This is a genomic window from Fibrobacter sp. (genome assembly GCF_017545445.1).
Taxonomy (GTDB): Bacteria; Fibrobacterota; Fibrobacteria; order Fibrobacterales; family Fibrobacteraceae; genus Fibrobacter.
In genome coordinates this window covers 1-13,689 of the sequence record NZ_JAFWOM010000069.1, presented here as the reverse complement: position 1 = coordinate 13,689, position 13,689 = coordinate 1, and the positions used below count along the sequence as shown (strand labels likewise).

The 13,689-nt window shown below is 47.3% G+C and carries 9 protein-coding genes; 7 read left to right on the top strand and 2 right to left on the bottom strand.

The genetic code is table 11. The annotated features are described in order from the left end of the window. Nucleotides 1–203: 203 nt before the first annotated feature. The gene (locus tag IKG78_RS07855) at nt 204–995 is read right to left on the bottom strand and encodes a hypothetical protein (protein ID WP_290941977.1); all 792 of its coding nucleotides are present in this window, start codon (nt 993–995) and stop codon (nt 204–206) included. A 257-nt stretch (nt 996–1,252) separates the two neighbouring features. Between IKG78_RS07855 and IKG78_RS07850 the strand changes: the two genes are divergently transcribed. The 6 genes from IKG78_RS07850 (at nt 1,253) to IKG78_RS07825 (ending at nt 11,414) form a co-directional block, all read left to right on the top strand. Further along, nucleotides 1,253–3,256 carry a histidine phosphatase family protein gene (locus IKG78_RS07850; protein WP_290941973.1) on the top strand — a complete coding sequence of 668 codons (2,004 nt, stop codon included), beginning with the start codon at nt 1,253–1,255 and terminating at the stop codon, nt 3,254–3,256. Nucleotides 3,257–3,302: 46 nt separating this feature from the next. Beyond that, on the top strand, nt 3,303–5,654 hold the full coding sequence (locus tag IKG78_RS07845) for a histidine phosphatase family protein (protein WP_290941969.1): 2,352 nt from the start codon (nt 3,303–3,305) through the stop codon (nt 5,652–5,654). A gap of 174 nt (nt 5,655–5,828) precedes the next feature. After that, the gene (locus IKG78_RS07840) at nt 5,829–6,662 is read left to right on the top strand and encodes a hypothetical protein (RefSeq protein WP_290941966.1); all 834 of its coding nucleotides are present in this window, start codon (nt 5,829–5,831) and stop codon (nt 6,660–6,662) included. Nucleotides 6,663–6,711: 49 nt separating this feature from the next. Continuing rightward, complete coding sequence (locus IKG78_RS07835) at nt 6,712–7,074, top strand: acetyl-CoA carboxylase biotin carboxyl carrier protein subunit (RefSeq protein WP_290941963.1); 363 nt, start codon at nt 6,712–6,714, stop codon at nt 7,072–7,074. Nucleotides 7,075–7,088: 14 nt separating this feature from the next. Beyond that, nucleotides 7,089–8,249 carry a sodium ion-translocating decarboxylase subunit beta gene (locus tag IKG78_RS07830; RefSeq protein ID WP_173802956.1) on the top strand — a complete coding sequence of 387 codons (1,161 nt, stop codon included), beginning with the start codon at nt 7,089–7,091 and terminating at the stop codon, nt 8,247–8,249. A gap of 228 nt (nt 8,250–8,477) precedes the next feature. Then, nucleotides 8,478–11,414 carry an FISUMP domain-containing protein gene (locus tag IKG78_RS07825; protein WP_290941955.1) on the top strand — a complete coding sequence of 979 codons (2,937 nt, stop codon included), beginning with the start codon at nt 8,478–8,480 and terminating at the stop codon, nt 11,412–11,414. Between the two features lie 165 nt (nt 11,415–11,579). Here the strand turns inward: IKG78_RS07825 and IKG78_RS07820 are convergent, their stop codons facing one another. Continuing rightward, a complete protein-coding gene (locus IKG78_RS07820; protein ID WP_290941951.1) occupies nt 11,580–12,989 on the bottom strand; it encodes an ATP-binding protein in 1,410 nt (469 codons plus the stop codon). 269 nt (nt 12,990–13,258) lie between these two features. On the opposite strand from IKG78_RS07820, the gene IKG78_RS07815 reads away from it, so the two are divergent. Continuing rightward, a complete protein-coding gene (locus IKG78_RS07815) occupies nt 13,259–13,450 on the top strand; it encodes a hypothetical protein (protein ID WP_290941948.1) in 192 nt (63 codons plus the stop codon). Nucleotides 13,451–13,689 lie beyond the last annotated feature (239 nt).

Sequence of the window (13,689 nt, the reverse complement as noted above, 5' to 3'; positions counted from 1 at the left end):
GTAGGAAGAAAAAATGTGAAGATTTAGTTATTAGTTATTGGTCATTAGTCATTAGTTGTTAGTTAATGCTTATTCGTCATCCTGACCCTGTAAGGGGAAGGATCCAGTAAAGTTTTAGTGGTTAGTGATTAGTGGTTAGTAGGCAGTAGAAACAAAGGTGTCATCCTGGAGGGTTCGCAGAAGCCGACAGGATCCAGTGACTTTTACTTATAATTGCCAAAAATTCCTAGCTGCACGAATACGCCAAAAAGGAAATGTTTATTCGTGATTCTCGCGTGTGCGCCCAAATCAATATAAGCACCTCCATCTTTTGCGTTTCCCGAATAAACATACCTAAGTCCCACAGCTTGTGACCAACCAAATTCCCAAAATTCAGAATAAGCGGCACTGCTGAAGAGATAATCCACAAAATGATGCGATTCAAACAACCCAATTTTCGCATTTTGCGACAACGCCCAATAAGTATTGCCAATCATTATGTATTCAACCCATTCTGAAATTCTCTCACGTTTTTCTCTGTTAATAGTAGGATCATTGGGATTTCCAGAAACCGACACAGATAAAATAAATGCCCACAAAAATTCATCCGAAACTCTTACCCCACCTGACCGAAATTCAACATCTACTGACACTACCGCATATCCAGTAGCAACAAACTCATTTCCCCATACCGCAGATTTATCACGCATTCCTAAAAAAGGGACTTGTATCACCGTTGGTGCGGCATAAGCTATTTCCATAACAAAACCGCTCGGGAAAAACTCTCTTTCTGCAATAGGAATTTTTTCAATCCCAGCATCAATATGCTCAACTTTATTCGTATCAACAACGCCATTCGTATCAACATCAAGCGCAAGCGAAATTTTCGAAAGAGAATCTGCATCCAACGAGTCCTGCAAATCCTGCGCAGACGGTTGCGCAAAAGCACACACCGCAAGCATCAAAATGCAACACACAAAGATCTGACGAGCCCAAACTTTAACGTTTTTAGCCACTTTATAAACCTTCTGCTAGAGCGATTTTTTTATGCTTTAATTATAAAAAAGTAGTTAGCGGTTAGAAAAACCAAAGGAAAAGATCCAAATAAATTATCATCGAACAATAAGAAACAGCAAAATGGGCATTTATTAAATTGAGGGTTTTTGGCAGGGACTTTGTATCTTTTTTGTTGCAAAAAATACACAATAATTATATTTTTTAACTAAGGGGTGTTTTGTTAGGCGTAAAATTTTGATGGAGAGGGCGACATTCTATGGGATTTATTCTCAAAAAGCTTTATATACCTGTTTTGATTACCACACTTCTTGTGGCGTGCGGTGATGATTCCAGCAACAATGCTGTATTTCCTAATTCGGAAATTTCTTCCGACAGTAATGAAAAACCTGTTTCTTCTAGCAGTAGCGCGAAAACCACCTTGTCTAGCGTAAGCTCCCCAAAGGGTACTTCGTCAAGTAGTGCAAAGGAGACTCTTTTGTCTTCGAGTTCTTCTTTGATGGAGATTGATACACTTGAAGGGCTGGATATCATTTATGTGCTCGTGGATGGAACTGTTTCGGGCGTTGTCGCCTTGGATGATTTTGCAAAGGCGAAGGTTCGCATTGTGCAGTTGGATACCGCCGATGCGTACAAAGAAACGAGTATTGCCTTTTCAGGTGATGTCGGCAAAGGCGGCGCATACGAGATAAAGAAAATAGAATTGCCGCAACCTTATGTGCAAATTTCGGTTGATGGTAAAATAGAAAATGTCACGGACGGCAAGTCTGCGTCGGTTTCGCTCAAGGCTTTGGGCGATGCGACTTCGAGTGAAAAGTTCAATTTGAATTTGCTGACGACGCTTGAAGCGGAACGCACTCTTGAGCTGTTGGGTGGAAAGAAGGCGTCGTTTGAAGAAGCGAAGTTTGAAGCCGCCGAAGACGTGTGGAAAATGTTCAATCTCGAATCAATTGATTTTGACGTGACCGAGAATATTCATGTTTCTGACGCCAGCGAATCAGGGGCGGCACTTTTAGCATCTACGGTCCTGTTGCAGGCCGGTGCCAGTAGCGTCAACGGCGATTTTGCAAAGTTCTTCAAAGCCGTTTCTGCTGACGTGGCCAATGACGGTAAATGGGACGATGACGGAACCCGACTCGCGATTGCGGACTGGGCACTTGCGACCGACATAAAAGACGGTTTTGCAGCGCTTAGAAAATCAATCGAAAAAAAGATAGGCAAGGCAGCCAAGTTTGAGAATTACCTCAAGAATTTCTATTTAACTGAACTTGAATTCCCCACTTGCGATGCCAGTTCTAAAGGCGAAGTATTCTTTGTCAAGAACCAGTCCAGCAATTTCTATGCGTCGAAGTACGACGATGTTACGAAGTCCAGTGAACGCTTTATCTGCGACGAAAAGAAGGGATGGACAGCAATCCCAGACAGTCTGAAGGATGTCATGGGAGATGCGACTCCGGCAAAAGATGGCGAAGTACGTCGTGGCGCGTTCTCAGGCGAATTGCTTGCGTATGACGGAAAAACCAAGACGTGGCACAAGGCAAACGCTATTGAAAAAGATAGATATTTTGTTCTGAAATCCAATGCGGATAAGTTTGTCGATATCCAGGATGTTTATGAAAGCATCAAGGACGATGAACGCGTGATTTTTGTGCTGCGCCATGCGGAACGCGGCGATGATACGAGCAAGGGCGGGACGCTTACCGACAACGGCAAGAAACAGTCCGAACAAGTCGGTGCAAGGCTCAAAAAGTTCAAGGAAGACTTTGTTCTTGGCGCGTCGGAATTCTTGCGTGCCCATCAGACGGTGGAGTCCATTGCAAAAGGCCGCGGACAGGCTTACGACAAGCGCGATACGATTCCGCAGTTGAATGACGATTGGTACACGAAGAACAGCGATGAAGTCGAAAAAGCGAAGAATGAATGCGGCGGCGGCTGGGAAGTGACTTCCAAGTACGCTTATACGGGAGCCTATTCGACGGGTGCGAATGCCGCCTATTATAATCTTGCTGAACGCTCCGTGGAACTCATCGAAGATGTCCTTGCAAAAAAATACACCAAGGAAAAATTTGTCCTCTTGAGTTCGCATGACAAGTTGATGGTGCCGCTTGTGGCTTATTGCTCAAATTTGCAGATTGAATTTAAGAAGTACGAGAACAACGGAAAGTGGATTAATTACCTCGCCGGGGTCGCCATCATCATCGATAAGGACGGAAATCGCCGTTATGTCGTTATTCGAGGGTTGGCTTCGGGATTTATGAACTAGAAATTACTAACTTCAAATTATGAGGATTCGGTGGTTATTAATTTCATTGGTTCTAGTATGGACCGCGTGTGACTCTGTACATCACGGTACTTTGCCGTGCGAAGGGGACGATTGCATCGCTGTTTTGAGCGATGGAGTGGATTCCGAAATCAGTTCGTCTTCGATAGACGATGATTCGCCAGAAAGCTCTGGAAGCAGTTCCTCGAAGGACAAAAATAAATCCAGTTCTTCGGTGGAAAAGTCTTCAAATAGTTCGAGCAGCTCGACGCACCGGTGGCAACGCCACTCCTCTAGTAGCAATGGGACCAAGGATACCACCCACGTAGAGAAAACGTCTAGTGCATCTACTCCTGTAACGTCGTCTGCCTCGCATACTCCATCGAGTTCAATCAGTTTACCCACAAGTTCGTCTGTTGAAGAACAGCCGGAAACGCTCCCCGAATGCAATGCAGCCAGCGAAGGCCGAGCCTATACGCTTGCGGGCGTACTTTACTATTGCCTATCGGGCAAGTGGGAAACGGATGTCCAGATAACAGAAGGCGTAACGTGCAAAGATGGCGTTTTGAATTTGAAAAAAGTAAGGGCGTACAAGCCGATGTTTGCTCCTGCTGCGGATTCTGATTCCGTTGCTACGTCGGTGTACCGTAGGGAGGGCGTCCGCATTTCGGGTGTCGCGCAAAAGGGACCGTTCCAGGCGGGCGCGTCTATAAAGATTGTAGAATTGGACAGCGCCAAGCGTTTGGCAGAAACTAGGAGAACGCACGAAGCGTGCATCGTCTCGGCGAACGGAACGTTTGCCTTTGACGGAGTCGATTTAGTCTCTCCTTATGCGAAGGTCGAAGCGTACGGTTTTTACAGGGACGAGTTGACAGGCCGCCAGTCATCATCTCTTTTAAAGCTCAACGCGGTTGTCGATTTGTCAAAGCGCGATTCCTTCAACGTGAACATGCTGACGCACATGGCTGCACCGCGTGTGTTGAAGCTTGTGCAAGATGCGGGCAACAACCAGCCCATCGGGAGCCAAAGCGGGCGTGCGTTGAGCGACGTGCTTTCGTCCTTTGGCATTAGTCTTGGCGGCTCGACGGGCGGTTTCAACGGAGGTTGGAATCGTGGCGGGGCGACCGCGTCATCAGGTCAGAAGGCTGCGGAAGACTTGAGCATTTTCGACAATGACGATTACGGTGCCGCGCTGCTTGCCATTTCCGTGATGATGCAGAGTTATGGCTCGGCAAACGAGATGCTTTATTTTGCAAACCGCGTCGCCGAAGACATCCAGGGCGACGGAAACTGGGGCGACAACAATACGAAAGCGAAACTTGCAGATAAACTATTAAAACTAGACTCGGAAGGCGGGCTTGCAAAAATCCGCAGGAACATGGAAAGCTGGAAGCTTGGCGAAGTTCCCGACTTCGAAAAGTATGTGCGTAGTTTCTGGACGAGAACGCATAACTTTGAAACCTGCGGCACGATGAACGCAGGGCAAGTGAAACATGTGAACAATAGCCAAAGCGAATACTTTGTCTCTTATTACGAACAGCCCGATGGCCCGAGAATCCGCTTTATTTGTGATGCCTCGACCAAGTCATGGCGCGTTGCGACGGACCTTGAAAAGGATACGTACGGCTTGAAGGGCGATTACAATGGACAAATTAAGAACGGAATTATCAACCAGAATAAGTTGTACGTCTATGACCAAAGCAAGAGGGGCTGGCGTGAACCGCTGCCGGGTGAAATCCTTGATTTCTCTAGTGTTGACGATGTCTTGAAATCCCTTGCGGCTGGCGAAAAAGTCATCTTCTTCTTGCGCCATGCGGAACGCGGTGACGACACTGGTAAAAAAGGTCACTTGACGACGAACGGAAAGAAACAGTCTCAGACCGTAGGCGAAATGTTCAAGGGCGAAGATATTTACTTTGCCAATTCGACTTACACACGTAGCTACGAAACGTGCGAAAATATCGCTCTGGGAGCTGGAATTACGGCGATGGGGAACGATACCATTCCGGAATTGGACGGCGAATGGTTCGTCAAAGACGAATCGAAGTTCGAAGAATACAAGAATTCCGATGGTGGCGGCTGGGTGGTCACTTCGGCCTATGCGTACAGGGGGAGCTACTCCGATGCGTTCTACCCGATGAAGTCTCGTGGCGATGAATATATCGCTGAAGTCGTGAAACCACGCTTTGAAAAAGTGAATAAGGTGGCGGTCTGGATTTCCCATGACATGCTTGTCGTTCCGCTTGTTGTTTATTGCACGGAGGGCAAGGTGAATCTGCGTTATTTCGATACGAAGCAGTGGATCAATTACCTCGCTGGAGTTGCAATTATCATGGGTACTGACGGTTCTATCCGCTATGTGCCTGTGAAGGGCCTCAGTTCCGGCACGATGACGATGTAGTGGCTTCGCCAGTGGTTAGTAAACAGTGGCTAGTAAACAGGATCGTGATAAGAACGATCTTTTTACATTCCTAACCACTAACCACTAGCCACTAACCACTCCCTAAAATTGCTATATTCACGCGCGTTGATTTTTATCAAACAGTTCACTTAATAAACATGGACGCATTCCGATATGAATGATACACTAAAGAAAGCTATGATTTTTGCCGCGGTGACAACGGTTTCCGGTGCCTTCGCGTCTGATTTCGTAGCTCAACCTGCTGCTTCCAAGGGTGCAAAGGTTGGCCGTTTTGACGAGCAGATTGCTCTGATGCCGGACTCCATTGCCGCCCCGATCAAGGAACAGCTCAAGTGGATGGATGAATCTACTGTTTTCCAGATTGTGGAAACTCACGGTGGTGGCTATTCCATTCTTTATAAGACATACGAACAGTCCGTTCGCGCCCGCGATATCCGCGATTCCGTCGAAAATGCTAACGGTACGGCCGTGCTCCCGATTGCAAAGGCTAAGCTCGGCAGCGAATACTGCCAAGGCAAGATGGAAGGTGGCAAGTGCCATGGCGAAGTCCAGAAGTTCGGCATTGGCAAGCTCATCGAATTCCAAGCTACAGGCCTCATCGTCGTGATGTCTGTGATTATTGGCCTCCTCGTCCTCTGCACTATCATGAGCACAATCATGAAGAAGCTCGGCTTGGACAAGGTCAAAGCTCCGGCTCCTACTAAGAAGGCTGCTCCGGCAGCTGCCGCTCCGGCTCCTGCGGTTCGTGCTCCGGCACACTGCGACTGGGATCCGAATGCAAAGAGCATCCATCCGGGATTCACCAACAAGCAGCTCCAGGCGTTCCTCGGCATTGCCGCCGTCGCCGCTCTCGAAGAACATCCGGGACTTACAAACGAACAGTTCCTCGTGATTGCTACTGCTGCTGCAACGCAGGCTCTTGGTCAGCCCTGCCGCGTGACCGCTTACAGAAACATTAACTCCCCTGCTTGGACGATCGTCAAGTAAGGTTCAACTTTTAAAAACTTAACAGGCTTATAAGCCAGGAAAAATCAAAATGAAGAAAACAGTCCGTATCAGTTTCGAAGGCAAGACCTACGACGTCGAAGTAGAAGTTCTTGATTCCGCCGTTTCTGCAGCTCCTGCTGCTCCGGTTGCCGCACCGGCCCCGGCTCCTGCCGCAGCTCCGGCCCCGGCTGCTGCTGGTGGTACTGAAGTGAAGTGCCCGCTCGCTGGTTCTGTATTCAAGCTGAAGGTCAAGGTCGGCGATCACGTCGAAGCCAACCAGGAAGTGGCTATCATCGAAGCCCTCAAGATGGAAAACCCGGTCGTCGCTCCGTGCGCAGGCACTGTGAACTCCATCTCCGTCAAGGAAACCGACACTGTTACTGATGGCCAGGTCTTGATGACCATTGCCTAATGAGGTAAAAGTCAATGAGTGGAATTATTAACTCAGTCGCGGACTTCGCCTCGAGCACAGGATTCGCGCAAATCACCTTCCCGATGGTGATTATGTGGATCGTGAGCTTCGTGTTGATGTTCCTTGCGATTGTCAAAAAATACGAACCGCTTCTGCTCTTGCCGATTGCTATCGGTGCACTTGCGGTGAACATCCCGTCCGTCGCGTTCTACGACGGTGGCTGGAGCATCGAAGGTATGTTCAGCCCGACTGGCGGTCTCTACTACTACATCAGCCAGGGTATCCATCTGGAACTCTTCCCGCCCATCATCTTCTTGGGCGTGGGTGCCATGACGGACTTTGGACCGCTTATCGCTAATCCGCGTACGCTCATCCTCGGTGGTGGCGCACAGTTTGGCGTGTTCATGACCATGTTTGCAGCTGTCGCTCTCGGTGGCTTTACGCTCGGCGAAGCAGCTTCCATCGGTATCATCGGTGGTGCTGACGGTCCGACGTCCATCTTCACTGCGAACAAGCTTGCTAAGCACCTCATCGGCCCCATCGCCGTTGCCGCTTACACCTACATGGCTCTCGTGCCGCTCATCCAGCCGCCTATCATGCGCGCTATGACGAACGACGCTGAACGCAAGATTCGCATGAAGGCTCTCCGCCAGGTTTCCAAGGCCGAACGCATCGTGTTTGCCGTGATGGTGATGATCGTTTGCGTGCTCGTCGTGCCGGATGCTTCTGCCCTTATCATCATGCTCATGATGGGCAACATCTTCAAGGAAGCAGGTGTCGTCGAACGCCTCGTGAAGACTTCTTCGAACGAACTCATGAACATTGTGACGATCTTCCTCGGCACGTCCGTGGGTCTCACGATGTCTGCCGACATCTTCCTCAAGCCGCAGACTCTCATGATCATCGCTATGGGTGTGGTTGCCTTTGGCTTCTCCACTTTCGGCGGTTTGCTCCTCGCAAAGATCATGAACAAGTGCTCTCCGAAGAACCCGGTGAACCCGCTTATCGGTTCCGCAGGCGTTTCCGCTGTGCCGATGGCTGCCCGTGTTTCTCAGGTTGAAGGTGCCAAGTATGACCCGCAGAACTTCCTCCTCATGCACGCTATGGGCCCGAACGTGTCCGGCGTGATTGGTACGGCAGTTTGCGCTGGTTATATGATCAGCCGCTTGAGCTAAGATTGTGTATGCCGGCCCCGTGACACGCACGGGGTGACAGGCATCGCCTACATTGTCATCCCGGACTCCGTTCCGGGATCGCCATTAAACCCCTCGGCATTACGCCGAGGGATTTTTTTACGGAATGAGTTCGCTTTGTAAAGATGTTTTAAGCCAATATTGACACCTTGCTTTACTTTTAGCTATTATAGGTTAGTGTTTTTTTACAGAACGAAAAGGGGAAATGCCATGAAACCCACAAACGCCACCCAAAAGAAAATGTCACTCTCTAACATGTCACCCTGGAGCCACATCGTGGCGATAGGATCCATCGCGATTTTCCTTGCGTCTTGCGGCGAAGATTCTACGGTCGAGAACATTACGCAGGTGAACCAGAGCGGCATCGAAGTCATTTCGGATGTTTCAAAGCTCCCCAAATGCAAAAAGGACAACGACGGCGAAATGGTGTGGGTCAAAGGCGAATACGCTCCCAGAAAATGCACCGATAGCAAGTGGTATGCTGTTGCCGAAGGTAGCGTGGCTGCGACTTGCACGACAAAGGAACTCAAGGACAAAAGCGGCGTCAAGATTATCTGTGGTGGCGATTCCATTGGCGTTGTGCTGAACGGCAAGGACGGAAAAGACGGCGCCGACGGAAAAGACGGTGTCAATGGCAAAGACGGCAAGGATGGCGCTAAGGGCGAAAAGGGCGACAAAGGTGATACGGGTGCAACAGGAGCTCAGGGGAAGCAAGGTGTTGCAGGAAAAAACGGTGCGACTGGAGCACAAGGCGAAAAAGGTGACAAGGGTGATACCGGAGCGGCTGGTGCAGGTTGCTCCATGGAAAAGATTGACGAACAGTCTGTCCGCGTGATTTGCGGAAAGGATTCCTCAATTCTCTATACTGGCAGTGCTCCTAGCGAGACGACGCAAGATACTGTTGTGCTTGATTCCGAAAAGATTGCGGTTTCTTTGGACGAAGTTTCGGGTGTGACGCAGAAAGGCCCATTCCTGATGGGTTCCAAGGTGCTCGTTCGTGAAATGGAAGATGGTCACACGCTCACGCAAACAGGCAACAGCTTCAACGGAAAAATTTTGAACGACAAGGGAGAATTTAAGATAAACGCTCGCATGCTCGTGAGCCAGTACGTGATGCTCGAAGCGACCGGCTACTACCGCAACGAAGTGACGGGGCAAAATTCAAATTCGGAGCTGACTCTGTTCGCAATTACGGACGTAAATGACCGCAACATCGTGAACATCAACTTGCTCACGCATTTGGAATATGAACGCGTGATTTATTTGGTCACGCAAAAGAAGATGAAAGTCCGTGCAGCCAAGAAACAAGCCCAGAAAGAAGTGTTCGGCTTGCTGAACATTGACGCTACCAATTTCAGCAATTCTGAAGATTTGAACATTGCAGGTAGTTCCGATGAAGATGGTGCCTTGCTCGCATTTTCTCTCATGTTCCAGGGAGACCGCTCCGTAGCAGATCTCACCACGCTTTTGCAGACGATTGCAAACGACATGGAAAAAGACGGAACATGGGACGACGCTGCGACACGCATGAAAATTGCGGAATGGAGTGCCGACGCGGATAGTGCGGGCAAACTCGCGACGATTCGTAATAACGTAGCTGGCTGGGGCTTGTCTTCTAAAGTTCCGAACTTTGAACAGTTTGTACGTAACTTTTGGTACAAGGAATACGGCTTAGATAGCTGTACTGCGAAAAAGACAGGAACAGTCAAAGCGGCGACCTCTGGCAAACAGAAAGGAACAAAAACACGTTACATCTGCAAAGACGCTGCTGAGGGATCGAACGCAAACGACCTTCGTTGGGTGATTGCGAGCGATTTTGAAAAAGACACGTACGGGTGGGCTGCCGGCAAAGACGGCGAAGTAAAAGTCGGCTCTGTAACGAAATCAAAGTATTATCTATACGATGCTGTTACCAAGGAATGGCGAGATGCGTCTGTTGTAGAACAGAAGTTAGGCGGCTGTATTGAAAGTGTCACCGCAAACATGAGCAAAAATACGGGCTTTGTGAACGGTTATTGGTACAAGTGCGAAAATCGCGAATGGGTACGCACTACCGCTTATATCGTGGATACGCAAGGTTGGGTTAAAGGTAGCGACGGCGATGTTCAAAAGGGCGACAGCACTTCGGCCTACTATGTTTATGATGAGGCTGAAAAACAATGGCGTGATGCAAGTGCGAATGATGTGAATTTGGGCTTGATGGGCTGTACTACGAACCGCACGGGTGAAATGGGGCGTTCTAGCAAGGACAACCGCTATTACAGTTGTGCGGCGAACCATGCATGGACATTAATGGTTGATAAGGTTGCCTACAATACCGTCGGCTATGATTGCGATAAGGAAGGCAAATATGTAACAGGCCTTGTAGATACAAAAACTTATTTTGTGTGCGATTCCGGGGTTTGGCGTGAAGCGACAACTGCTGAAGAACAAGAAGGTATGGCTTGTACCGTTGCTATGAATAGAACTTTTAATCAGGATTCAACTCGAATATGCGAAAACAATAAGTTCCGCGAAACTCATGTGTATGACTTTGATGTGGGTGTCAAAAATTATTTTAATCCCGAAGTGGAATACGGTACGCTAAAAGACGAACGTGATGGTCGCACTTACAAGACTGTAACCATCAATGGCATAACTGTGATGGCGGAGAACTTGAACTACGCGGACGAAGGAGCTCACAGTTACTTGGTGGGTAACAACTGGTGCTACAATAACGATACCACAAATTGCTTGAAGGGTGGCCGCTACTACACTTGGACTGCCGCAATGGATATCGACTCTAAATGGCTGACGGATTCTGTTCCTGCTGGAGTGATTGAGATTCCACACCAAGGAATTTGCCCAGATGGCTGGCATATTCCGACAGGAGATGAATGGAAAGCATTGTTTAAAGATATTGGTTATGCATCACAACAGGCTAAGGGCAATGTGGGGTGGCCGGATGCGACGAATGCTAGTGGCTTTTCTGCACTCCCAGTCGGCAATCATGGCGGTTCTAGCGCCTCCGAAGCCTTCTTCTGGAGTGCCTCCGAGAGCGAATATAACGATGCCAAATTTTGGTATTTAAAGGCGGGTAGAGCGTCCTTCGACGGCAGCTACAAGAGATTGCGCTTCTCGGTTCGTTGCATTCAAGACACACCGTAGGCAATCCCTATGAACTCGATCATGCAGACTCGTGCAAGAACGGTTATCCGATTCTCATAGTCTGCATGTCGTCCATAAAGTCTATCCCTTAGGAGTCTGAGCTTTAATGCACCTACGGTATAGAGCCGTCATTTTGCCAGACTTGGTAAGGATTCTCCATTCACATTAGGCAAACAGGTCGTCAAGGACGATTTCATTCCCTACAATACTGGAATCTGCCCCATGGTGGATTCCATAAGTTGTAATAAATGTGTTGATAATTCCCTTGCGTGTGCCTGTTGCCGCCTGAAATTCTGCCATACGCGAGCGGATTTTATCGGAATAGCTTTTTGTCAAGGCGTATGGCCCCGTACTGAACTTAATTTCGCAAAGATTGATGATTCGGTCAGCCCGGTCAATAACCATATCAATTTGTGCGTTTTTATTCTGGAAACAACTGATGCTCGTGAGCATTCCCGAAATGCCTAGCTTTCTTTTGATTTGTTCACCATGAAGTAAGCAAAGGGTTTCAAAAGTTAATCCTTGCCAAGAATTGACTACGGGCGAATTGAGGCTGTGCGTCCAGAAGTGTATGTCTCGGCTTCGATTGTGTTCGACAAATTTTAAATAGAATATGCTGAAAAAATCAGTCAATCGATAAACGATTCCTTTTTTCTTTTTTCCGAATGCGGCAATTCCCTGAATAAAATCAGATCGTTCCAAATTCAGTAATATTTTGGTCAAAAAACCGCCTTGTAATTTAGTTCCTTTCAGTATTTCGTCGCGAGAAAGTCCCTTGGGTTTACTCGCCAAAAGCCGCACCACAGCAAGGTATTTATCTGCAGACCTGAACAAAACGCTATACAGTTCCTCGAATTCGTTTGTGAGTTGTCCGCTTTTGCTGAAAAACATAGAGTCCACGTTTTGTGCAAGACTGTTGCTAAAATTAAGAAGACTATAATAATAAGGAATGCCACCAAAGATCATATAGGACTGTGCAATCTGGTAGCGATCCCAATGGCAGCCGTTGTTCTTGAAAAACTGTTCCACCTCGTTCAGTGAAAATGGACGCAGGTAAATTTTTGCTGTTATCCGGTTGTAGAGTCCGCCTTGATTTTCAAAGAGATTCTCCGCCATCCACGATATTGCTGAACCACTTGCAATCAGCAAGATGTCGCTACGGAGGGCGGCCCATCCATTCCAGAACGATTCCAGTGCTTTTATGAACTTGGAATTTGGCGTGTCAATCCAGGGCATTTCATCAATAAAAAGAACCTTTTTGTTGGCTTTGCTTGCCTGCAAAATTTCTTGCAAGTTGGTGAATGCCTCGAACCAGTCCTTCAATCGAGGGAGGAATGCTGAATTTCCGTATTTCTTCAGGGCTTCGGCGAATTTTTGCAGTTGTTCTTCTTCTGACAGGTTATGTCCACCTACGTAGCAAAAGTCGTAGCGGTCTTTAAACACTTGGTTGACTAGAAAAGTCTTACCGATGCGTCGTCTGCCATAAACGACTGCGAATTCGGATTTTTTGCTGTTGACGCACTTTTCAAGGAGTGCGATTTCGTCTTCTCTTCCGATTAATTCTTTTTTATCCATATTACCAAATCTAATATAAAAAGTGAGATTTGGTAACGCATTCTTATAAATCATTTACCAAATCTTATAAAAAAGTACAGATTTGGTAAATTAAGAATGGGGGATAATTCAGTTTTAAGTCAATGCTGATATCTTGCATTACATTTTGCTATTATAGTTCCGTGTTTTTTACAGAACAAGGAACCACAGCATGAAACCCTTCATACAGGCTTAATCATCCGGATTCAAGAAATCTGGGATCAACAATTTTTTCGGAGTTTATTTTACCTTTGGTAAAGTGTCTCAGTTCTTTTGTTGGTGTTCAGGCCATCTACATTTATGCCCTTCCGCAGGATAAACTTATAGAACATTACAAGACGATGGGTTTTAATAGGCTGGGTGCTGAAGAAGAAAAGTTTGTACACCAGCATGTGAAGCCCAAATACGACGAAGGCTGTATTTTTATGTATCAGCTAATATAGCTTGATTGTTTTTCAAAAGCGGCAGGCTTTAAACCTGTCGTTTTTTTGTGTTTTTATGGTAAATATCCATATTGTAATAAAATTTTAAATTAATGTTAACGCTTTGCCATATTTTTAGCTATTATAAGATTGTGATATCCTTATTGGATGGTGCTCTCACCCATTTTTTCTACTGCTTGCGGGTCCTGTTGGCGGCGAGCTTTTTTGCGGTGGTTTGTTATGAAAAATTTGTATAAGCT